Source organism: Bradyrhizobium sacchari (genome assembly GCF_002068095.1).
GTDB lineage: Bacteria > Pseudomonadota > Alphaproteobacteria > Rhizobiales > Xanthobacteraceae > Bradyrhizobium > Bradyrhizobium sacchari.
In genome coordinates, this window is the sequence record NZ_LWIG01000034.1 from 6,699 (window position 1) to 28,133 (window position 21,435).

General features: G+C 65.6%; 19 protein-coding genes. 12 read left to right on the forward strand and 7 right to left on the reverse strand.

All coding sequences use genetic code 11. The features are described from left to right. Nucleotides 1-327: threonine synthase (locus tag A5906_RS45300; protein ID WP_430642425.1), on the reverse strand; the 327-nt coding region annotated here is incomplete at its 3' end. A 362-nt stretch (nucleotides 328-689) separates the two neighbouring features. Between A5906_RS45300 and A5906_RS30085 the strand changes: the two genes are divergently transcribed. The 3 genes from A5906_RS30085 to upp all read left to right on the forward strand — a co-directional run bounded on the left by A5906_RS30085 (nucleotide 690) and on the right by upp (nucleotide 3,958). Further along, a complete protein-coding gene (locus A5906_RS30085; RefSeq protein ID WP_080138836.1) occupies nucleotides 690-1,946 on the forward strand; it encodes a GTP cyclohydrolase II in 1,257 nt (418 codons plus the stop codon). A gap of 7 nt (nucleotides 1,947-1,953) precedes the next feature. After that, nucleotides 1,954-3,192, forward strand: coding sequence for a URC4/urg3 family protein (locus A5906_RS30090; RefSeq protein WP_080138837.1), 1,239 nt, complete (start codon nucleotides 1,954-1,956; stop codon nucleotides 3,190-3,192). A gap of 136 nt (nucleotides 3,193-3,328) precedes the next feature. Then, nucleotides 3,329-3,958: a uracil phosphoribosyltransferase gene (upp, locus tag A5906_RS30095; protein ID WP_080138838.1), complete on the forward strand. Its 630-nt coding sequence runs from the start codon at nucleotides 3,329-3,331 to the stop codon at nucleotides 3,956-3,958. A gap of 10 nt (nucleotides 3,959-3,968) precedes the next feature. Here the strand turns inward: upp and A5906_RS30100 are convergent, their stop codons facing one another. Further along, nucleotides 3,969-5,081: a M48 family metallopeptidase gene (locus tag A5906_RS30100; protein ID WP_080138839.1), complete on the reverse strand. Its 1,113-nt coding sequence runs from the start codon at nucleotides 5,079-5,081 to the stop codon at nucleotides 3,969-3,971. Between the two features lie 3 nt (nucleotides 5,082-5,084). Continuing rightward, nucleotides 5,085-6,239: a YjgN family protein gene (locus tag A5906_RS30105; protein ID WP_080138840.1), complete on the reverse strand. Its 1,155-nt coding sequence runs from the start codon at nucleotides 6,237-6,239 to the stop codon at nucleotides 5,085-5,087. A gap of 295 nt (nucleotides 6,240-6,534) precedes the next feature. Between A5906_RS30105 and A5906_RS30110 the strand changes: the two genes are divergently transcribed. Continuing rightward, nucleotides 6,535-7,800 (forward strand): cytochrome P450, encoded by a 1,266-nt coding sequence (locus A5906_RS30110; protein ID WP_080138841.1) that lies wholly within the window; start codon nucleotides 6,535-6,537, stop codon nucleotides 7,798-7,800. Nucleotides 7,801-7,892: 92 nt separating this feature from the next. Further along, a complete protein-coding gene (locus A5906_RS30115) occupies nucleotides 7,893-9,167 on the forward strand; it encodes a cytochrome P450 (RefSeq protein ID WP_080138842.1) in 1,275 nt (424 codons plus the stop codon). Nucleotides 9,168-9,368: 201 nt separating this feature from the next. Here A5906_RS30115 and A5906_RS30120 read toward each other — a convergent pair whose 3' ends face one another. Further along, the gene (locus tag A5906_RS30120; protein WP_080138843.1) at nucleotides 9,369-10,289 is read right to left on the reverse strand and encodes a LysR substrate-binding domain-containing protein; all 921 of its coding nucleotides are present in this window, start codon (nucleotides 10,287-10,289) and stop codon (nucleotides 9,369-9,371) included. Nucleotides 10,290-10,414: 125 nt separating this feature from the next. Between A5906_RS30120 and A5906_RS30125 the strand changes: the two genes are divergently transcribed. The 4 genes from A5906_RS30125 to mdlC all read left to right on the forward strand — a co-directional run bounded on the left by A5906_RS30125 (nucleotide 10,415) and on the right by mdlC (nucleotide 15,363). Beyond that, entirely contained in the window at nucleotides 10,415-11,584 is a 1,170-nt protein-coding gene (locus A5906_RS30125) for an acyl-CoA dehydrogenase family protein (RefSeq protein WP_080138844.1), read from the forward strand. A 9-nt stretch (nucleotides 11,585-11,593) separates the two neighbouring features. Then, nucleotides 11,594-12,691, forward strand: a complete 1,098-nt coding sequence (locus A5906_RS30130) for a CaiB/BaiF CoA transferase family protein (RefSeq protein ID WP_080138845.1) — start codon at nucleotides 11,594-11,596, stop codon at nucleotides 12,689-12,691. 14 nt (nucleotides 12,692-12,705) lie between these two features. Further along, a complete protein-coding gene (locus A5906_RS30135; protein ID WP_080138846.1) occupies nucleotides 12,706-13,557 on the forward strand; it encodes an HTD2 family dehydratase in 852 nt (283 codons plus the stop codon). 183 nt (nucleotides 13,558-13,740) lie between these two features. After that, nucleotides 13,741-15,363 (forward strand): benzoylformate decarboxylase, encoded by a 1,623-nt coding sequence (gene mdlC, locus A5906_RS30140; protein ID WP_080138853.1) that lies wholly within the window; start codon nucleotides 13,741-13,743, stop codon nucleotides 15,361-15,363. Between the two features lie 76 nt (nucleotides 15,364-15,439). Here mdlC and A5906_RS30145 read toward each other — a convergent pair whose 3' ends face one another. Next, nucleotides 15,440-16,216, reverse strand: coding sequence for an SDR family NAD(P)-dependent oxidoreductase (locus A5906_RS30145; protein ID WP_080138847.1), 777 nt, complete (start codon nucleotides 16,214-16,216; stop codon nucleotides 15,440-15,442). 77 nt (nucleotides 16,217-16,293) lie between these two features. On the opposite strand from A5906_RS30145, the gene A5906_RS30150 reads away from it, so the two are divergent. Further along, nucleotides 16,294-16,746 (forward strand): MarR family winged helix-turn-helix transcriptional regulator, encoded by a 453-nt coding sequence (locus tag A5906_RS30150; RefSeq protein WP_080138848.1) that lies wholly within the window; start codon nucleotides 16,294-16,296, stop codon nucleotides 16,744-16,746. 249 nt (nucleotides 16,747-16,995) lie between these two features. On the opposite strand, the gene A5906_RS30155 is transcribed toward A5906_RS30150, so the two are convergent. Both A5906_RS30155 and trhA read right to left on the reverse strand, forming a co-directional pair. Then, nucleotides 16,996-17,790: an SDR family oxidoreductase gene (locus tag A5906_RS30155; RefSeq protein ID WP_080138849.1), complete on the reverse strand. Its 795-nt coding sequence runs from the start codon at nucleotides 17,788-17,790 to the stop codon at nucleotides 16,996-16,998. Nucleotides 17,791-17,865: 75 nt separating this feature from the next. Further along, nucleotides 17,866-18,561 carry a PAQR family membrane homeostasis protein TrhA gene (gene trhA, locus A5906_RS30160; RefSeq protein WP_080138850.1) on the reverse strand — a complete coding sequence of 232 codons (696 nt, stop codon included), beginning with the start codon at nucleotides 18,559-18,561 and terminating at the stop codon, nucleotides 17,866-17,868. A gap of 185 nt (nucleotides 18,562-18,746) precedes the next feature. Here trhA and A5906_RS30165 point away from each other — a divergent pair, with 185 nt between their 5' ends. Both A5906_RS30165 and A5906_RS30170 read left to right on the forward strand, forming a co-directional pair. Continuing rightward, nucleotides 18,747-20,216 carry a YcjX family GTP-binding protein gene (locus A5906_RS30165; protein WP_080138851.1) on the forward strand — a complete coding sequence of 490 codons (1,470 nt, stop codon included), beginning with the start codon at nucleotides 18,747-18,749 and terminating at the stop codon, nucleotides 20,214-20,216. Further along, nucleotides 20,213-21,241, forward strand: a complete 1,029-nt coding sequence (locus A5906_RS30170; RefSeq protein WP_080138852.1) for a YcjF family protein — start codon at nucleotides 20,213-20,215, stop codon at nucleotides 21,239-21,241. Before A5906_RS30165 ends, A5906_RS30170 begins: the two co-directional genes overlap by 4 nt. Nucleotides 21,242-21,435 lie beyond the last annotated feature (194 nt).

A 21,435-nucleotide genomic window follows, 5' to 3' on the forward strand; every position in this document is an offset into this window, starting at 1 on the left:
GAGGAAGGACAGCATCACCGCCGAGCCGCGGTCCTTGAAGCTGCCGGTGGGGTTGAACCATTCGAGTTTGAACAACGGGCGCAGATCGCCCCAGGCCTGCTGGACCAGCGGCGTGCAGCCTTCACCGAGCGTGATGGGAATCTTGATGTCCACCGGCAGGGCCGCCCGGTAGCGCCACAGCGAGCGCGTCCGGCTGTCGATGTCCTCGCGCGAAATCCCCGCCCCCGGCGTGACCAGCAGCGGCGTGCGCTCGTCCGAGCACCAGCGCGGCTGGTCGAGGGGATAGAGCTTTCCAATGCGGGGATCGATATAGGCGGCGGTGGGCATTGGCGGTCTCCAGGGCAAAGGCGATCTGTACGATTGGTCCGGACGCGGATTTTGTCCAGGATTCGGCGCGCGCCGCACAAATCAATAGCGCTCCTTGCAAACATGAAAAATAGAACTATTTCAATCCCTTAAATCGCTCGTGCAGGCAGCGCGCGCGCCGCGTTCTGGCCAGTCCGCCAGCCCGCAGATGACGGGAATTTGGCCGCGAACGGCCCCGCCCGCCCTGCACGATTAACTTGTCTGTCGCGACTGACCGCTACAATATGTTGGATTGAGCTTGCGTCGCCGGTGGTCCGCACCGGCAAGGCAAGCGAGCCAGGCCCGTCCGAGCGGCGGGCCGTTGGCTTTTTGGGAGCCTGGACATGAGCCGCGCGAACCGTACCGACCACATCCGCCTGACCTCCCATCCGGAGCCGGGCCGGAAGGCCGCCTTTCCGATCCATTGGGGTGCCCCTGACGCGCGCGCCCGCGGGCCGATCATCGGCACGGTGTCGCGTGCCGGGGATCGCAACGTGATCGGCAGCCATGGCGGCTCCTATGCGATGTACCGGGCGCTCGCGGTGTCCGCCGGCGCGCTCGATCCGATCCGGCGGCCCGATCTCACCAACACCTTTCCGGCCGCGACCATCGGGCCGTTCGAGCAGTGGCGCGATCCCGCAAAAATCGTCGCGCTCGATCCCTGGGGGCATCTGGTCGCCGAAAACTTCCGCCAGGAGATCGCCGAAGGCGCCGACATCCGCCCCAGCATCGCGGTGACGCGGGCGCGGCTCGACCTGCCGGAAATCCGCGAGGCCCTGGCGGCAAAGCGGCTGCGCGCCGACGGCGAGGTCGTGCACGCCAATGGCAGCGTCTCCGTGGTGAAGATCGCGATCGATCCGGTCTGGTACCTGCCGGGCCTTGCGATGCGCTTCGGCACCGGCGAGACCGAGCTGCGCCGCACGCTGTTCGAGCAGACCGCCGGCATGTTCCCCGAGCTCGTGACGCGCCCTGACATGAAAGTGTTTTTGCCGCCGATCGGCGGCACTACGGTCTATCTGTTCGGCGACGTAACAAAGCTGCCGGACCATCGCACCAAGATCACCTGCCGTGTGCATGATGAGTGCAACGGCTCCGACGTATTCGGCTCCGACATCTGCACCTGCCGGCCCTATCTGATCCACGGCATCGAGGAATCCGCGCGCGGCGCGCAGGAGGGCGGGCTCGGGCTCGTGGTCTACAACCGGAAAGAGGGCCGCGCGCTCGGCGAGGTCACGAAATTCCTGGTCTACAATGCACGCAAGCGCCAGGAGGACGGCGATGCTGCCGCGGCCTATTTCGAGCGCACCGAATGCGTCGCCGGTGTCCAGGACGCGCGCTTCCAGCAGCTCATGCCAGACACGATCCACTGGCTCGGCCTGAAGCGTATCGACCGCTTCCTGTCGATGAGCGACATGAAATATGACGCACTAACTTCGCAAGGCATCGACATCGTCGAGCGCGTGCCGATCCCGCCGGAGCTGATCCCCGCCGACGCCTATGTCGAGATCGCCGCGAAGAAGGCGGCCGGCTATTACTCGACCGACATCGCACCGGAAAAGGACGTCAACGGCGTGGTCGGGCGTTCGCTGGAAAAATACTGATCGCGCGATGGCGGAGGCTTTGGAATTGCAGGCCCGTTCGCTGCTTACCGCAAAGGCGGTGCGTGCGCGTGCCGGACAGATGCTAGAGCTTGGCCTTGCCGGCGAGCTCACACATTTCACTGTTGATCCCGGCCGCATGGATGGCGTTGCCGATGCGGTGCTCGCGGTCACGCGAAAAGCCTATCCGACGCTGGATGTCCCCTTCCACGCGCGGTGGCGGCACTTTGTGCTGGGCGGCGTCGACCGCTGGGCGCGGCTTGCGGACGCCGCTTCATGGCCGGATCGCGCGGCGCGGGCGCGCGCCGAGTTCGATCTTGCGATCGTCAGCGTGCTGCTCGATGCGGGAGCAGGCGCTGCGTGGCGATATCGCGACGCGGTGACGGGCGAAGCCATCGGCCGGTCCGAGGGGCTTGCGATCGCGAGCCTCGACATGTTCGCGAGCGGGCTCTTCTCCGGCAATGCGCAGGCACCGTTCAGAGCTGATGCGGATGTGCTGGCAAAGCTGCCCCTCGCCTCCCTTACATCTGCCTTTCAGGTCAGCGATGCCAATCCGCTGCTCGGACTCGAGGGGCGCACTGACCTGCTGCAACGTCTGGGCAAGCAGGTGGCGGAGCGGGCGGACGTGTTCGGCCTGCACGACACGCCACGGCCGGGCGGGCTGTTCGATCACATCGCGGCACAAGCCGTCGGCGGCGCCATCGCCGCGCCCGCGATCCTGTCGGCGGTGCTGAACCAGCTCGGACCGATCTGGCCGTCTCGGCTCGAGCACGCGGGCGTCCCGCTCGGCGATTGCTGGCGGCATCCGGCGATCAAGGCAGACGACGGAACGGCCGGCCTCGTGCCGCTGCACAAGCTGTCGCAATGGCTGAGCTACTCGCTGATCGAGCCGCTGCAGCGCGCCGGGTTTGCCGTCACCGACATCGACGGGCTGACCGGTCTTGCCGAGTATCGCAATGGCGGCCTGTTCGTCGATCACGAGGTGCTGCGCCTGCGCGATCCCGCCGACGCCGGACGCGCGCATGCGGTGGATTCGCTGCTCGTCGTGGAGTGGCGCGCCCTGACGGTTGCGCTGCTGGATCGTCTCGCCGAACTGGTTCGCGCCAAGCTCGGCCGCACGCGCGAGACATTGCCGCTCGCCAGCATCCTCGAAGGCGGCACCTGGGCCGCCGGCCGCGCCATCGCCTTTGCACGTCGCCCCGATGGGTCGCCGCCGCTCAAGGTGATCAGCGACGGCACGGTTTTCTAGGTCATGGATAAAGATTTTTGGCCAAGCGTGTCATTGCGAGCGCAGCGAAGCAATCCAGAATCTTTCCGCGATGGGACTCTGGATTGCTTCGCTGCGCTCGCAATGACGATCCGGTGAGTTTCAGGAGCAACCGATCATGGAAGGCGTCACGATCGTCGATCATCCGCTGGTGCAGCACAAGCTGACGCTGGTGCGGGACAAATCCATCTCGACCAAGTCGTTTCGCGAGCTGATCAAGGAGATCGGCATGCTCTTGTGCTACGAGGTGACACGCGATTTGCCGCTCGCCGACACCGTGATCGAGACGCCGCTGGCGACGATGCACTCGGCCAAGATCGCCGGCAAGAAGCTGGTGTTCGTGCCGATGCTGCGCGCCGGCACCACCTTCGTCGACGGCATGATGGACCTGGTGCCGACCGCGCGCGTTGCGCATATCGGCCTCTACCGCGAGCCACACAGCTTCGCCGCGGTGGAATATTTCTTCAAATCGCCGTCCGATCTCAGCGAGCGCCTCGCGATCGTGGTGACCCCGGTGGTCGCCACCGCCAACACGGCGGTCGCGGCAGTAGACAGGCTGAAGGAGCGCGGCGCCAAGGACATCCGCCTCGCCTGCCTGATCGCAGCGCCCGAAGGCCTCGAACGGCTGCGCGGTTTCCATCCGGACGTGCCGATCTGGACGGCAGCGGTCGACGAAGGTCTCGACGAGAACGGGTTTATCGTGCCGGGCCTTGGCGATGCCGGCGACCGCGCTTACGGGACACGATAGGCGGCCAAGGTCAAACCTTCCCGCTGCCGCAAATGCCCTTCAGCGACTGCCACTCCTTGTCCGTCAGCAGCGGCGGGCCGCTGGCGGGACGGTCTTCCTTGGTCATGCGGGCGAGGCGGTCTTCCGTGAGCGGATGGCTGGCGAGGATATTTGCCAGACCCGAGCCGCCTTCCTTGCCGGTGATGCGGAACATCAGCTCGGCCGCGGGTTTTGGCGAGCGGCCGAGCTTGTGCATGATCTCGATGGCGAAGGTGTCGGCGGCGGTCTCGGCTTCGCGCGAGTAGGAGGCCTCGACCACGCTGCGCGAGGCGAAGATCACCGCTGACGAGCCGGTGACATCGCCGAACAACAGGCCAATCAGGAACGAGGTGCCGCCGTTGTAGATCAGCCCGCGCATGTTGTCGTAGTGTTTGAGATGGCCGAGTTCGTGGGCAAGGATGCCGGCGAGTTCGTCGGGACTTTCGGCCTTGTCGATGAGCGCCTTCAGCACGTAGACCTTGCCGCCCGGCAGCGCGAACGCATTCGGCACCGCGCTCGGCAGCACGCCCGCCGTCATGGAATCGTCGTCGAGGCCGGCAGCATCGCGCAGGCGATTGACGAGTTTGACGAACGCGGCCTTCCCCGCGGGATCTTCGCAGGCGTTGCGGCCGAAGATCGTCTTCACCTGGACCTCCGACGCATCGCCAATGCGCCGCTCGATCGGCTTGGGCACTAGTGGCGCGAGACGGTCGGCGGCGAGCGGCACGCCGAACAAGACGACACAGACGATGGAGACGGCTGCGGCCACCGACCAGCCAACGATCTTGGTGATCCCGCGACGCGAGGTCTGGTGCTCGTCGAGCCGCATGCAGCGGGCGGTCACGTCGGCGGCAAGCGCCGCGTCGCGGATCTCGAGCCGCGCCAGCGGCGGCGCGGACGTCGAAGCCAGGCGCAAGACCCCGGCGGGACTGTCGGCGCGGCGGATGTCGGCAAAGGCCCAGCGAACCGGCGCTCCACCCTCCTCGCGGATCTCCAGCGCGTCACCGAGCGTCAGCGTCACCTGCCGTCTGCGGCTCGATTCGCCGTCGAAGAAGATGGTCGGCTTGGCCGACTGCGCCGGGGCCTCGGTGGACAACTCACTCACAGCTCAGAATCCCGCGACATCGAGCCCGTCAGCAAAGCCCTCGCCGAGCGCGCTGGCAAGCTCGCCGCTGCCGCGCACATCCGCAGCGGCGGCGATGTTGTGCACCTCGACGGTCTCCAGCACCTTGGCCCAGAGATCGCGCTGGAGATAGACGCGCATCACGATGTTGATGGCAAGGGCGACCGCGAAGTAACCGATGACCATGATCACCAGCATCGGGATGCTCTTGGCGGGATCGCCGGACCCGAACACCTGCTCGGCCGAGAGGCCGCTCAGCTGGACGACGAGCGCGGTGGCGCCGCCGAGATAGGCACCGAAGATCATCGAGAGCAGCACCCACCAGCCGATCACCTTCCAGTACAGGCCATAGAACGCGTTGTGCGGAAGCTCCGAGGACAGGCTGACGCCGCCGATGCGGATGCCATCCAGCCACCAGCGCCACTCACGCGCCTTGAACTCGGCATAGAAGAACGGCGCGAGCGGAAAGATGATCAGCGCGATCGGGCTGAGCAGCCACAGCCACCAGCCGCACTTGAAGAAGGTCCAGCCGTCACCCTCGAAATCGCCGCGCAGATCGCCGTAATGGGTGTGCCGCATCTTGTAACGTTCGAGTGAAGCCTCGCGCCAGGGCAGCGCCAGGCCGAGGGTCAGGAACACCAGGAGGCCCCACGCCATGGCACGGAACGAATAGGCCCAGCCCGAGCCGTCCATCCAGAACCGCACGCCGCGCCAGACTGTGCGCGTCAGGCGATAGCGCCGCGCGCGAAAGATCGCGAACTGGCCGAAAGCGTAGAAGCTGATGAACAGCGGTGTCGAGGCAAATCCCTGCCAACGCTCGAACTCGATGCCGATGAGGAAATAGGCCAGATAGATCGGCACCAGGATCGCGAGCGCGAACAGGAAGCCGACCAGCAGCTCCTTGCCGCGGCCGGTATATTCGGCGGCGTCACCGTCGATCGCGGTGTGCGTCCACAGATGACGCCGGATATCGGAGACCAGCCAGAACCGGTAGAAGCCGAAGGTGACCAGCTCCAGCATGGCGCCCTTGGTGACCATGTTGAGGAATCCGGACCGGCTGCCGGTGAAATCCACCCGCGCCGGCGGCAGCGGCGGCGGGACCGGCTCGGAGCCGATGGGGGTCCATTGCATATCGTTCACGGCGGCAACCTCGGGGTGCGGGCCTGTCGGGGTCAAACTTATAGATCACAGATTGGTCGATCCCCAAGATCGGCGGGTTCGATTTACTCGTTTCCAGGTCGATTTCTTGCATGATTTCATTGACGAACGGCGTGCGGCAGGTCACGCCGGAGATGTCGCGCGGCCCCTCTCGCAAGGGTTGGATGTGGCAAAAGTCTCCCTTGCTCCGGCGCAGACAACCGGCTGTAATTGCAAATCAAATACCGCAGCGCAGAATTCATAAAAAGCGCGCGAGGGACCACCAGGGAGAACGGTCATGCATGGGACCATCGAGAGCGCGTCCAAGCTCGATGCACTTCGCGAGCGCGCGTCGACATTGCCGCTGGAGCAATTCGATCCGGGCGATCCGGAGTTGTTCAGGACCGATACGTTCTGGCCCTATTTCGATCGGCTGCGCCGGGAAGATCCGGTGCACTACTGCAAGGACTCGATGTTCGGACCCTACTGGTCGGTGACGCGCTACAACGACATCATGGAGATCGAGACCAACCATTCGGTGTTCTCCTCTGCGTCCGCGCTCGGCGGCATCACCATCCGCGACATCGACCCGGATCTGCGCCGCGAGAGCTTCATCTCGATGGACCCGCCACGCCATGCGGCGCAGCGCAAGACCGTGGCGCCGATGTTCACCCCGACGCACCTGGACAATCTCGCGCTCAACATCCGCAAGCGCTCGGCCGAGTGCCTCGACAACCTGCCCCGCGGCGAGGTGTTCGACTGGGTCGACCGCGTCTCGATCGAGCTCACCACGCAGATGCTGGCCGTGCTGTTCGACTTCCCGTGGGAGGACCGCCGCAAGCTGACGCGCTGGTCCGACGTCGCCACCACCATTCCCGGCCCCGACGGCCTCGTCGCGACCGAGGACGAGCGGCAGGCCGAGCTGACGGAGTGCGCCGGCTACTTCGCCCGTCTCTGGAAGGAGCGCATCGAACAACCGCCGCAGAGCGACCTGCTCTCGATGATGGCGCATGGCGCCGCGACGCGCGACATGGACGCCAAGAACTTCCTCGGCAACCTCGTGCTTCTGATCGTCGGCGGCAACGACACCACGCGCAATACGATGTCGGGCTCGATCTACGCCCTGAGCCAGCATCCGGAGCAATATCGCAAGCTGCGCGAGAACCCCGCACTGCTCGACAGTTTCGTGCCGGAAGTGATCCGCTGGCAGACGCCACTGGCGCATATGCGGCGCACGGCGCTCTCCGACTTCGAGTTCCGCGGCAAGCAGATCAAAAAAGGTGACAAGGTCGTGATGTGGTACGTCTCGGGCAACCGCGACGAAGAGGTGATCGAAAAGCCCTACGATTTCATCATCGACCGCGCCCGCCCGCGTACGCATCTCTCCTTCGGCTTCGGCATCCATCGCTGCGTCGGCCTCAGGCTTGCTGAACTCCAGCTCAAGATTATTTGGGAAGAGATTCTGGAGCGCTTCGACCATATTGACGTGGTCGGCGAACCCAAGCGGGTCTATTCGAGTTTTGTGAAGGGACTTGAGACGTTGCCGGTGAAGATTGCGGCGTAGGAAACCTCCCCCTCCCCGCATCCGCCTTCGCCAAAGCTTCGGCGGACAGGCGCGAGGAGAGGCAAAAAGAGAGAAACACTGGAGCCACGACCATGAACATCCAAGCGCCGGTTAAAGTGGACAAGGCCGAACGCATGCGCAGGGCGCGCGAGGAGGCCTATGCGACGCCGCTGGCGCAGTTCCATCCCGGCGCGCCGCGGCTATTCCAGGACGACACGCTGTGGCCGTGGTTCGAGCGCCTGCGCAAGGAGGAGCCGGTGCACTACTGCACCAACGCGCCGATCGAGCCGTACTGGTCGGTGGTGAAATACAACGACATCATGCATGTCGACACCAACCACGGCATCTTCTCCTCGGACTCGACGCTCGGCGGCATCTCGATCCGCGACGTGCCGGAAGGCTACGACTATCCGAGCTTCATCGCGATGGACCAGCCCCGGCATTCGGCGCAGCGCAAGACGGTGTCGCCGATGTTCACGCCGCTACACCTGGACGAGCTGGCAAAACTGATCCGCCAGCGCTCGCAGACCGTGCTGGACAATCTGCCGCGCAACGAGACCTTCAATTTCGTCGAGCGCGTCTCGATCGAATTGACGACGCAGATGTTAGCGACCCTGTTCGACTTCCCCTGGGAGGAGCGGCGCAAGTTGACGCGCTGGTCCGACGTCTCCACCGCGCTGCCCAAGAGCGGCATCGTCGCCTCGGCCGAGGAGCGCCGCCGCGAGATGGACGAGTGCTACGCCTATATGTCGAAGCTCTGGAACGAGCGCGTCAACTCCGCGCCGCGCAACGACCTGCTGTCGCTGATGGCCCATAATGACGCCACGCGCTACATGGACCCCGACAACCTCATGGGCAACATCATCCTGCTTATCGTCGGCGGCAACGACACCACGCGCAACACCATGACCGGCTCGGTGCTGGCGCTGAACGAGAACCCGGAGCAGTACGACAAGCTGCGTGCCAACCCTGAGCTGATCGATTCCATGGTGCCGGAGGTGATCCGCTGGCAGACGCCGCTCGCGCATATGCGGCGCACCGCGCTCCAGGATACCGAGGTTGGCGGCAAGCACATCAAGAAGGGCGACCGCGTCGTGATGTGGTACGTCTCCGGCAATCGCGACGACGAGATGTTTGAGAATCCCAACGACTTCATCATCGACCGCCCGCGCCCGCGCACCCATCTCTCCTTCGGCTTCGGCATTCACCGCTGCGTCGGCATGCGGCTTGCTGAATTGCAGCTGCGGATCGTGTGGGAGGAGATGCTGAAGCGGTTCGACCGCATCGAGGTGGTCGGGGAGCCCAAGCGGATCTATTCCAGCTTCATCAAGGGGTACGAGTCGCTGCCGGTGCGGATTCCGGGGTAGGCTCCCTCCGCCGTCATTGTGAGCGCAGCGAAGCAGTCCAGACCGTCACCGCGGAGGGCCTCTGGATTGCTTCGCTGCGCTCGCAATGACGAGTTCCGGGATGCGCATGAGCGCCTCTGGCCCAGCTATAAAATTTCGGCATGACAGGTCGCGCCAGATGCGAAGGCAAGTCGGCGCCCGACTGTTCTACCACACGGGCATCTAACTCAACTTGATGTCCCACACGCCTTCCTTGCGGCAGGCGGCGACCTCCTCGCGCAGGAGCGCGGTGACGGCCAGCGAGGCCGTCGAGGGCGGGCGGTCGATTGGAGAGGCGAAAATGAGCTCGCGCGTCATCGGCTTGGACACGGCGGTGGTTTCCAGCCGCCCCTCCGCGACCTCGCCGTGGACCGAGGAGGGCGGCAGCAACGCGAAACCGAGCCCTTCCTCGACGAGGCTGGTCAGCACGCGGAACGAATCTGCTTCCAGCTGGACGTCGAGCTTGATCTTACGCTGGGCGGCGGCGTGCTCGATCAGCGCGCGGAGACCGTGGGAGTGACTGGGCAGCACCAGGCGTTGCCGCAACAGCCAGCCGATGTCGACGCTCTTCTTGCGCGCGAGGCCGCAGCCGCGCGGGCCGACCGCGACGATGGTGTCGCGTCCCAGGCTCTGTACGTTGAGATGCAGGTCGGCAGAACGGCCATAGAGGATGGCAAGATCCATCTCGCCGCGATGCAGCCATTCGACCAGATGGCCGCTGTAGCTCTCGACGATGCGCAGCGAGATGCCCGGAAACTTCTCGACGCAGCGCCGCGCAAAGCGCGCCGACAGCACGCAGCTCACGGTCGGAACCAGACCGAGCACGACCTGGCCGGACGGCGGCCCCTTCGCCGACTGGATGTCATCGCGGATCTGGTCGATCTGACGGACGATGCCGGAGGTGCGGGCGAGCAGCAGCCGGCCGGCCTCGGTCAGCACCATGCCGCGGCCGTTGCGGGTGAACAGCTCGGTGCGCAGCTCGTGTTCCAGCAGCTTGATCTGCCTGGAGAGCGCCGGCTGCGCCACGCGCAGCGTGTCGGAAGCCTTGGACAGGCTGCCGAGCTCCGCCACGCAACTGAAGGTCCTGAGCTGCCGGAAATCCATGCTTGCCAACCCTCGAAGGCTGCTCCATACGCTATAACAAATGAGCATAGGGAGCTGGCGTTGTTTTCACAACGCCTGAGGATGGGCCGGCGTTATCTTAACTGCCGCTACATACGGGAAACGCCATGAGTGAAGAACACCATACCGAAGATCACGCCGATATCCGCGAAGCCGTCGCAAAGCTCTGCGCGCAGTTTCCCGGCGAATACTGGCGCAAGCTCGATCGCGAGATGGCCTACCCGAAGGCCTTTGTCGATGCGCTGACCGAGGCCGGCTATCTCTCGGTGCTGATCCCGGAAGAATATGGCGGCGCGGGGCTGAAGCTGTCCGCGGCGGCGGCGATCCTCGAAGAGATCCAGCGCGCGGGCTGCAACGGCGGCGGCTGCCATGCCCAGATGTACACCATGGGCACCGTGCTGCGGCACGGCAATGCCGAGCAGAAGGCAAAATATCTTCCGAAGATCGCGAGCGGCGAGTTGCGCCTGCAGGCCTTCGGCGTCACCGAGCCGACCAGCGGAACCGATACCTCCTCGCTGAAGACCTTTGCGCGCAAGGAAGGCAACGACAGCTACATCGTCAACGGCCAGAAGATCTGGACCAGCCGCGCCGAGCATTCCGACCTGATGGTGCTGCTGGCGCGCACCACGCCGAAGGAGCAGGCCAAGAAGCGCACCGACGGCCTTTCCGTGTTCATCGTCGACATGAGGGAGGCCAAGAACAATGGCCTCGAGATCCGCCCGATCCGCACCATGATGAACCACGCCACCACCGAAGTGTTCTTTACCGACATGAAGGTGCCGGCCGAGAATCTGATCGGCGAGGAGGGCAAGGGTTTTCGCTATATCCTCTCCGGCATGAATGCCGAGCGCATCCTGATCGCCGCCGAATGCGTCGGCGACGCCAAATGGTTCATCGCCAAGGCGACGAACTACGCCAAGGAGCGCAGCGTTTTCGGACGGCCGATCGGCCAGAACCAGGGCATCCAGTTCCCGATCGCCAAGGCCTACGCCTCGATGCGCGCGGCCGAATTGATGGTGAAGGAAGCAACGCGCAAATACGAGGCCGGGCTCGACTGCGGCGCGGAGGCCAACATGGCCAAGATGCTGGCGGCGGATGCGTCCTGGGAAGCGGCCAATGCCTGCATCCAGACCCATGGCGGCTTCGGCTTTGCCGAGGAATACGACGTCGAGCGCAAGTTCCGCGAGACGCGGCTCTATCAGGTGGCGCCGATCTCGACCAACCTCGTGCTGTCCTTCGTCGCCGAGCATGTGCTCGGCATGCCGCGCTCGTACTGAGGCTGCGCCATGGGAGCACTTGACGGAATCAGGGTGATTGCGGTCGAGCAGGCGGTGGCGGCGCCGTTCTGCTCCTCGCGCCTGGCGGATGCCGGCGCGGAGGTGATCAAGATCGAGCGGCCCGAGGGCGATTTCGCCCGCGGCTACGACGCGGCGGCCAGGGGCCAGAGCAGCTATTTTGTGTGGCTCAACCGCGGCAAGCAATCGGCGGTGGTCGATCTTGCCACGAAAGAAGGCTGCGCCGAGCTGGAGAAACTGATCGCCAGCGCAGATGTGCTCATTCAAAACCTCAAGCCGGGCTCGATGGACAAGCTCGGTTTTTCGCGCGAGCGGCTCTTGAAGGATTATCCAAAGCTGATCTCGTGCACGATCACCGGCTATGGCGACGAGGGCCCCTACGCCCACCGCAAGGCCTATGATCTGCTGATCCAGGCCGAGAGCGGGCTTGCCTCGATCACCGGCAACCCCGATGGCGCCTCGCGCGTCGGCATGTCGATCGTGGACGTCGCGACCGGCGCCACCGCGCACGCGGCGATCCTGGAAGCGCTGATCGCGCGCGGGCGCACCGGCAAGGGCTGTGACATCCGCATCTCCATGTTCGACGTGATGGCGGACTGGTGCACGGTGCCGCTGCTCAACGCCGAGGCCGGCAATCCGCCCAAGCGCATGGGCCTGCGCCATCCCTCGATCGCGCCCTACGGCGTGTTCACCTCGAAGGACGGCAAGGACATCCTGATCTCGATCCAGAGCGAGCGCGAGTGGAAGACGCTGTGCGCGAAGGTGCTGGACCAGCCGGATCTGCCGGCCGATCCGCGCGTCGCCAACATGGTCGAGCGCGTGCGCAACCGCGATTTCACCGACAAGACCGTGGCGGACATCTTCGGCAGGAAGACGCGTGACGAGCTCTTGAAGCGGCTGTCGGATGCCGACATCGCCTTTGCCGAGGTCAATACCATGGCCGACCTCACCAACCATCCGCATCTGCGCCGCATCGAGGTCGACACGCCGAACGGACGCGTCAGCTATCCCGCGCCGGCGCCGATCGTCGTCGGCGAGACGCGCAGCTATGGTGCCGTGCCCGCGATCGGCGAAAATCCCAAGAAGTAGCAGAGCGAGGCATCATGACCGAGAAGCTCGACATCGATCACCTGCGGCAATGGATCGGCCGCAGCACGGAGGCCACCGACATCGTCACCGCGCAGCTCGTCATGGGCCTGCGCGCGACGCTGTTCCAGGAGGTCGGCGAGCCCAGGAAGGGCGACGCCGCCCCGCTCACGGTGCATTGGTGCCTGGCGCAGCCGGTGTTCCCGATGTCGATGCTGGGGCCCGACGGCCACCCGACCCGCGGCGGCTTCCTGCCGCCGGTGCCGCTGCCGCGCCGAATGTGGGCCGGCGGCGAGATCGAGTTTTTGCAGCCGCTCTGCGTCGGCGATGAATCGACGCGGACCTCGCGCATCGCCGACGTGCAGGTGAAGACCGGATCGACCGGCACGCTGTGCTTCGTCTCGGTCGAGCACAGCATCTCCTCCCCGCGCGGCACCGCCATCCGCGAGCGGCAGGACATCGTCTATCGCGAGATGACGAGCAGCGCGCCGGCTGCCGGCAAGGCGCCGGCTCCGCCGCCCAAGGCGCAGCATCGCGAGACCCATGTCTCCGATCCCGTGCTGCTCTTTCGTTATTCCGCGCTGACCTTCAACGGCCACCGCATCCACTACGACCGCGACTACGTCACCAAGGTCGAGGGCTATCCGGGCCTGATCTTCCACGGGCCGCTGCAGGCCGCGCTCATCATCGAGATGGCGGCGAAGTTGCATGGCGGCAGGGCGCCGAAGAAATTCACCTATCGCGGCGTGCAGCCGCTGTTCGAGGGCAGCGAATTCTCCGTCAACGCCAATGACAGCGGCGAGAGCATGGAGCTGTGGACCGCGAATGCGGAAGGGCAGCCGACGATGAAGGGCACGGCGGTGTGGTAGCCACCGCTGTTTCTCCTCGTCATTGCGAGCCAACGGGTCCGCGCGAAGCGCGGCCCGATGACAGGCTCCGCGAAGCAATCCAGAATCCCTCCGAAGAGACAGTCTGGATCGCTTCGTCGCAAGGGCTCCTCGCAATGACGGGATGAGGCTGCTACCTTCCATAAACAACAGGGGATGGAAACCATGGCCAAGAACGGCAAGACCGGCAGCAAGTCCGTCACCGTCAAGCAGGCGACGCTCGAGCTGCTGCGCTCCTTCGGCATCGACAGGGTGTTCGGCAATCCCGGCTCGACCGAGCTGCCGTTCCTGAGCGACTGGCCCGACGACATCGACTACGTGCTGGCGCTGCAGGAGGCGAGCGCGGTCGGCATGGCCGATGGCTATGCGCAGGCGACGCGCAATGCCGGCTTCGTCAATCTGCATTCGGCGGCCGGCGTCGGCAACGCGCTCGGCAACATCTACACCGCACATCGCAACCAGACGCCGCTGGTGATCACCGCGGGCCAGCAGGCGCGCTCGATCCTGCCCTTGCAGGCGTTCCTCTATGCCGAACGCGCCTCCGAGTTTCCGCGGCCTTACGTCAAATACAGCGTCGAGCCGGCGCGGGCCGAGGACGTGCCTGCCGCGATCGCACGCGCCTATTACACCGCGATGCAGCCGCCCTGCGGGCCGACCTTCGTGTCGATCCCGATCGACGACTGGGCCCATGCCTGCGCGCCGGTCGAGGCGCGGAAACTGAGCCGCGAGATCGGTCCCGAGCCGGAGGCGATGAAGGCGCTGGTCGCGGCGCTCGGTTCCGCAAAACATCCTGCGCTCGTGGTCGGGCCCGGCGTCGATCGCGCCGGCGCGGTCGATCTGATGGTGCGCGTCGCCGAGAAGGCCAAGGCGAGCGTCTGGGTCAGCCCTTTCTCGGCGCGCTGCTCGTTCCCGGAGCAGCATCCCCAATTCGCAGGCTTTTTGCATGCCTCGCCGGCACAGCTCTCCGACTCGCTGCGCGAGCACGACCTCGTCGTCGTCATCGGCGCGCCGGTCTTCACCTTCCATGTCGAGGGCCACGCCGCGATCTTCGACGGTGGCGCGACGATCTTCCAGATCACGGATGATGCGGATGCGGCAGCGGTGACGCCCGTCGGCACCAGCATCATCGCGACGATGAAGCCGGCCCTCAGCATGCTTCTCGACCTCTTGCCGGAGAGCAGGCGCGCCACGCCAAAAGGCCGCACGCTGCCGCCGGCGCCGCAAGCCGCCGATCCGCTCCCCGTCGAATTCCTGCTGCACGCGCTGTCGCAGGCGATGCCCGACGGCGCCTCGCTGGTCGAGGAAGTCCCTTCACACCGCCCCGCGATGCAAAAATTCATGCCGATGCGCGGCCAGGACAGTTTCTACACCATGTCGAGCGGCGGTCTCGGCTATTCGCTGCCCGCAGCGGTCGGCATGGCGCTGGGCAAGCCGAAGCAGCGCACCGTGTGCCTGATCGGGGACGGCTCGGCGATGTATTCGATCCAGGCGCTTTGGACCGCCGCACAGCGCAAGCTGCCGCTGACCGTCGTCGTCATCAACAATTCCGGCTACGGCGCGATGCGCTCGTTCAGTCAGGTGATGCAGGTGCGGAACGTGCCGGGACTGGAGCTGCCGGGGATCGATTTTGTCAGGCTCGCCGAGGGCATGGGGTGCGATGCGATGCGGGTGAGCAAGGCGGCGGAGCTCGGCGAGGCGCTGAAGCGCGGGATGGCGTTTGCGGGCACGAGCCTCGTCGAGGTGGTCGTGGACTCCGCGGTGCCGGTGCTGTACGGGCAGAAGCATTGAGTTGTCGTCCCGGCCTCGTGCGCAATTGCGCACGGGGGCCGGGACGACATCAAATTTGCCGCACCACCACCCGTAACTACGACGCCAAGAATCCCCCGTCCGCCGCGAGCACGTGGCCGACGACATACGACGAGGCGTCCGACGACAGCCACACCACGGCTTCCGCGACCTCCTCCGGGCTGCCCATCCGGCGCAGCGGCAGGCCGGCGCTGACGGTTGCGACATCGCCGACGCCGGCGCGCAGCATCATGTCGGTGACCACGCGGCCGGGGGCGATGGCATTGATGCGGATGCCGCGCGGCGCGTTCTCCATCGCCGCCGAACGCGTCAGCGAGATCGCGGCAGCCTTGGAGGCCGAATAGAGCGAGAAGCCGGGATTGGGATTGCGCAGGCCGCTGACGGAGGCGTTGACGACGATGCTGCCGCGCCCCTGCGCCAGCATCGCCGGCAGTTGATGGCGCAGGCACAGGAACAGCGCGCGGACATTGGTGTCGAACACGCTGTCGTAGATGTCGGTGCCCTGCTCTTGCAGCGGCGCGCGGCGCTCCTGGAAGCCGGCATTGTTGAAGGCGACGTCGAGCCGCCCGCAGCGCTCGACGGCGGTACCGACGAGGCGCGCGACGTCGTCCTCGCGCGTGATGTCGGTCTTGAGCGCGATCGCCTCCGCGCCGAGCTCTCGGCACGCTACTGCGGTCGCCTCGATCTCGGCTTCGCGCCGGCCGGCAACGATGACCGCTTCCGCTCCTTCGGACGCCATCCGTAGCGCCGTCGCGCGGCCGATGCCGCTGCCGCCGCCGGTGACCAGGCAGATCTTGCCCATCATCCGCATCCCGGTTGGCAAAGTTCCGGTCATGGTCCGCTCCAAAACGCTTGCGCGCGGCGTTGCGCACATATAGTTGTATGATACAACTATACCCGAGGAGTCAAGAGATGGCCGAGCTTGCGCTGGTCGACGACATCCGCGCCGCCTCGCGGCTGATGGTGCGCGAGCTCGGCTTCATGGATGCGACGGTGGCGGCCTCGGACTATCCGCCCTCGGCCGTGCACACGATCCTGGAGATCGGCATCCGCGGGCCCATGAATTCGGGCGAGCTCGGCGATTTCCTGCGGCTGGAGAAATCCAGCGTCAGCCGCCTGGTGCGCAAGCTGATCGATTGCGGTGAGCTGCGTGAGACGCCGGACGAGCTCGATGCGCGCAGCAAGCTGCTGTCACTGACGGCGAAGGGACGGCGCACGCTGGAGGCGCTGCACGCGTTCGGTCGGCAGCAGGTGCGCGGTGCGCTGGCGGCGCTGACGGCGGCCGAGCAACGCACCGTGCGCGAAGGGATGATGCTCTATGCGCGGGCGCTGAGGGAGAGTCGGATGGAGGAGGTGGTGGCGTAGCCACCAGCGTCGTCCCGGCCTAGTACCCAATTGCGCACGGGGGCCGGGACCCATACCGCGTGATTTATCGATGAAGCGAAGGTGTTAGTACCACGGGACGGGCAACTACCGGTCTTCGCCAAATCTCTCCCTGTGGTTATGGGTCCCGGCATTCGCCGGGACGACACCGATTGTTTGGCGCAAGTGGTGGCCTGGAATCTCGAGATCCCGGGTTCGATGCGTTGCATCGCCCCCGGGACGACCTCTCAGTCACTTCCCGAACTCTTCCCGCATCTTCGCCTGGATCTTGGCCATGCCGCCGATCCAGCGGTCGTAATTCTCGGTCTTCTTGCGCATGTAGCCGAGCACCTGGGGGTGTGGCAGGATCAGGAACGTCTCCTGCTCGAGGCCGGCGAGCACGTCTTTGGCGACCTGCTCGGGCGTGAGGTCGCCGTCGCCGGATTGCGGGCCCTTCGGGATCGAGCGCAGCATGTTGGTGTCGACGCCCTGCGGACAGAGGATCGAGACCTTGATGTTGTGGGCCTTGTGCGAGATCGCGAGGTTCTCGGCAAAGCCGACCGCAGCATGCTTCGTCGTCGAATAAGCCGGGCTGCCGACCTGCGACAACAGACCCGCGGCCGAGATGGTGTTGAGGAAATAGCCGCCGCCGCGCGCCTTCATGCGGGGAATGAGATGCCGCGCCGCATAGACATGGGCCATGACATGGATCGCCCAACTGCGCTGCCACGGCTCGTCGGAGGCGCCACCGGCATTGACCGACATCGGATCGAAGCCGCCGCCGATTCCGGCATTGGAGCAGAACAATTCGATCGGGCCAAACTGCCGCTCGCTCTCCTCGATGACGTGGGCGATGTCCTTTTCCTGCGCGACATCGCATTTGAAGGCGGCACCATCGACCATGGCAGCGACGGCACGCGCATTGGCGGCGTCCATATCCGCGACGACGACCTTGGCGGCACCGGCTTTGTGAAAAGCCTCGCACAGCGCCTTGCCGATGCCGTTGGCGCCGCCCGTGACGACCACGACCTTGCCGGTCACCTGCATGCGACGTCTCCTCTTGTCTCGTATCGTCTTGTACCGCGTTATACCACGCCGCTTATTCCGCGCCGCGGTTCCAGTTCAGCTCAACACGAGGTCAAGCACCGCGGTATAATGGCACGCCGCACCGGCCAAGACAAAGCCGTGCCAGATCGCATTCTGGAAGCGCAGCCGCCGCCAGGCGTGGAAGATCACGCCAAAGCTGTAGAGCAGGCCGCCGGCAAGGATGAAGCCCAGCACCAGCGCCGGCAGCGCGTTGACCACGGGGCCATAGAGCATCACCCCGCTCCAGCCCATCGCCAGATAGATGCCGACCGAGACGCGGTCGAACCGGCCGGGATAAAAAAGCTTCAGCACGATGCCGAGAATGGCGACGCACCAGACGCCCGCGAGCAGCACCAGCGCGAGCACGCTGTCCTTCACCTCCAGGATGAACGGCGTGTAGGTCGCGGCGATCAGGAGATAGATCGCCGAATGATCGAGCCGCCGCAGCAACCATTTGGCCGGCGATACCGGCCAGAGATTATAGGTCGCCGACAGCACCAGCATCGACAGCAGCCCGGCGGCATAGATCGAGACTCCGACGATGTTGGTGGCATCGGCATAGACCGCCGTCAGCACCACCAGCACGGTGGCGGCGATGAGGCCGAAGAGAACGCCGATCGCATGGACGACGCCATCGGCGATCAGCTCGGCGCGGTCGTAATCCCAGCCGATCACGTCGGCGGCGACGTGGACGGAGGAGGACGCAAGCTGCTTCAACTGGAAGACGGTCATGGCAATCCGAGAAAGCTTGAGGCAATGCCCTCTTCTATGGGTCTTTCGGGACCTGTGCGTCGTTCAAACGGCTGATTTGCCGACAAACGCGGTGGAAGTATGAAAGCTTGATTTTCTTCAGGTAGTTGCCACCTTTGTGACTAATCCGTTTTGCGTATCCCTCGCCCGAGCCCCCTCACGTTCATATGGCATTCAGTTTCCAGGATATGGTCGAGGAGGCGCGCCTGTCGGCCCGGGCGCTGATCGACTATGGCGAGCACTTCTTCAACCCGACCGTGCGGCTTGGCGTCACCGGCCTGTCGCGGGCCGGTAAGACCGTATTCATCACCGCGCTGATCCACGGGCTGACGCGCGGCGGCCGGTTTCCGGTGTTCGAGGCCTATGCCTCGGGCCGGATCGCGCGGGCGCATCTGGCACCTCAGCCCGATGATGCCGTGCCGCGCTTTGCCTATGAAAACCATCTGCGCGCACTGGTCGAGGAACGGCGTTGGCCGAACTCCACCGTCGACATCAGCGAGCTCAGGCTCGTCATCGACTACCAGCGCCCGAACGGCGCCGACCGCACATTGACGCTCGACATCGTCGACTATCCCGGCGAATGGCTGCTCGACCTGCCGCTGCTGCAGAAGAGCTACGAGCAATGGTCGACGGAGAGCCTGGCGCTGTCGCGCGAGGCGCCGCGCGCGCATCTGGCGGCCGAATGGCACGCACATCTCGCAACGCTGAAGCCCGAGGCGCGCGAGGACGAGCAGGCGACGCTCACGGCCGCAAGACTCTTTACGAACTATTTGCGTGCCTGCCGCGACGAGCGTTTTGCCATGAGCCTGCTGCCGCCCGGTCGTTTCCTGATGCCCGGCAACCTCGCCGATACGCCGGCGCTGACCTTTGCGCCGCTCGACGTGCCCGTGGACGGTCAGGCGGGCGAGGGATCGCTGTGGGCGATGATGGTGCGGCGCTTCGACGCCTACAAGGACGTCGTGGTGCGGCCGTTCTTCCGCGATCATTTTGCACGGCTCGATCGCCAGATCGTGCTGGCCGACGCGCTCGCCGCGTTCAATTCCGGCCCCGAGGCGCTGCACGATCTCGAAGCCGCGCTCGCCGGCATTCTCGATTGCTTCAACATCGGCCGCAGCACCATCCTCTCCAGTCTGTTCCGGCCACGTATCGACCGCATCCTGTTCGCGGCGACCAAGGCGGACCATTTGCATCATTCCAGCCACGACCGGCTCGAGGCTGTGCTGCGCCGCGCGGTCGCCCGCGCCGTCGCGCGCGCGGAAACGACCGGCGCCGCGATCGACGTGGTGGCGCTCGCCGCCGTGCGTGCCACGCGCGAAGCACAGGTCGCCCATGGCCGCGACAAATTGCCGTCGATCCTGGGAACACCGGCCGCGGGCGAAAGTGCCGGCGGCGAGTTCTTCGACGGCAACACCGAGGTTGCGACCTTTCCGGGCGACCTGCCGCTGGATCCCGAGCCGCTGTTCAACGGCAGGGAGGCATTCCAGGGCCTCTCGACGCAAGCCGCCGAGGCAAGCGATTTCCGCTTCCTGCGCTTCCGTCCGCCCAAGCTCGAACGCGAGGGAACGGACGAACCCGTGCTGCCACATATCCGCCTCGACCGTGCCTTGCAGTTCCTGATCGGAGACAAGCTGTCATGAACGACCGATCGAAGCCACGGCGGCCGGCAACGTTCCGGCTCGACGATCCCGGCGTCGTCGTCACCGAGGCCGATGAGACCAGCCGCCTCGCCCGCGCGACGATCCAGATCACGCCGGAGCACGATCCGCAGGCGCTGCCGGTGCCGGTGCAAGCCGCGCTGCCGGCGCGGCGCGGCTTTCCCTGGGGCACACTGCTCTGGTCGGGCCTTGCCGGGCTGACGCTGCTCGGCACGGGGCTCGGGGTGGTCCATCTGATCGAGGACCTGTTTGCGCGCAGTGAAACGCTCGGCTTCGTCGGCCTTTCCTTCGCCTTCGTCACCGCCCTCGCGCTTGCCGTCGTGATCGGGCGCGAAGCATTCGGGCTGGCGCGTCTTGCGACCATCGAGAAGCTGCATCAGCGCGCTGCGGCCGTGCTCGCCAGCGACGACCGCAAGGAGAGCCGCGTCATCGTGCAGGATCTCCTGAAGATCGCGCATCAGAACCCGCAGCTTGCGCGCGCCCGCGCCACGCTCGAAAGCCATGCCGGCGAGATCATCGACGGCGCCGACATGATCCGCCTCGCCGAGCGCGAGCTGATGTCGCCGCTGGATGCCGAGGCGCGGCGGCTGGTGTCGTCAGCGGCGCAAAAGGTCTCGATCGTCACCGCGGTCTCGCCCCGCGCGGCGATCGACGTGCTGTTCGTGTTCGTGGCCGCGCTGCGCCTGATCCGCCAGCTCGCCTACCTCTATGGCGGCCGTCCCGGCGCGCTCGGCATGATCCGCCTGCTCCGCCACGTCATCGCCCACCTCGCCATCACCGGCGGCATGGCCGCGAGCGACAGCCTGGTGCAGCAGATGCTCGGCCACGGCATCGCGGCAAAACTGTCGCAGCGGCTGGGCGAAGGCGTGCTGAATGGACTGCTGACGGCACGGCTGGGCCTCGCCGCGATCGACGTGACAAGGCCGCTGCCGTTCGCGGCACTGCCGCCACCGAAGCTGTCGGATCTGGCGACGGATCTTTTGCGGAAGAAGGATGACGAGGAGTAGCTTCTTCGCCTCTCCCCGCTTGCGGGGAGAGGCCGGAGCGCCTCGCCAGATGCGATCCGGGTGAGGGGGACTCTCCGCGAGTGCAACTGTCACCTCCCCCGCGGAGACTCCCCCTCACCCCTGAGCAACCGGCAACATAGGTAACGGTTCAGACCGACGACATGGGTAACACAATTCTCGTTTCGTTCAGGTCT

Coding starts and splice junctions, on each gene's coding strand:
- A5906_RS30085 (WP_080138836.1), top strand. CDS start 690: ATGAGCCGCGCGAACCGTACCGACCACATCCGCCTGACCTCCCATCCG.
- A5906_RS30090 (WP_080138837.1), top strand. CDS start 1,954: ATGGCGGAGGCTTTGGAATTGCAGGCCCGTTCGCTGCTTACCGCAAAG.
- upp (WP_080138838.1), top strand. CDS start 3,329: ATGGAAGGCGTCACGATCGTCGATCATCCGCTGGTGCAGCACAAGCTG.
- A5906_RS30110 (WP_080138841.1), top strand. CDS start 6,535: ATGCATGGGACCATCGAGAGCGCGTCCAAGCTCGATGCACTTCGCGAG.
- A5906_RS30115 (WP_080138842.1), top strand. CDS start 7,893: ATGAACATCCAAGCGCCGGTTAAAGTGGACAAGGCCGAACGCATGCGC.
- A5906_RS30120 (WP_080138843.1), bottom strand. CDS start 10,289: ATGGATTTCCGGCAGCTCAGGACCTTCAGTTGCGTGGCGGAGCTCGGC.
- A5906_RS30125 (WP_080138844.1), top strand. CDS start 10,415: ATGAGTGAAGAACACCATACCGAAGATCACGCCGATATCCGCGAAGCC.
- A5906_RS30130 (WP_080138845.1), top strand. CDS start 11,594: ATGGGAGCACTTGACGGAATCAGGGTGATTGCGGTCGAGCAGGCGGTG.
- A5906_RS30135 (WP_080138846.1), top strand. CDS start 12,706: ATGACCGAGAAGCTCGACATCGATCACCTGCGGCAATGGATCGGCCGC.
- mdlC (WP_080138853.1), top strand. CDS start 13,741: ATGGCCAAGAACGGCAAGACCGGCAGCAAGTCCGTCACCGTCAAGCAG.
- A5906_RS30145 (WP_080138847.1), bottom strand. CDS start 16,216: ATGACCGGAACTTTGCCAACCGGGATGCGGATGATGGGCAAGATCTGC.
- A5906_RS30150 (WP_080138848.1), top strand. CDS start 16,294: ATGGCCGAGCTTGCGCTGGTCGACGACATCCGCGCCGCCTCGCGGCTG.
- A5906_RS30155 (WP_080138849.1), bottom strand. CDS start 17,790: ATGCAGGTGACCGGCAAGGTCGTGGTCGTCACGGGCGGCGCCAACGGC.
- trhA (WP_080138850.1), bottom strand. CDS start 18,561: ATGACCGTCTTCCAGTTGAAGCAGCTTGCGTCCTCCTCCGTCCACGTC.
- A5906_RS30165 (WP_080138851.1), top strand. CDS start 18,747: ATGGCATTCAGTTTCCAGGATATGGTCGAGGAGGCGCGCCTGTCGGCC.
- A5906_RS30170 (WP_080138852.1), top strand. CDS start 20,213: ATGAACGACCGATCGAAGCCACGGCGGCCGGCAACGTTCCGGCTCGAC.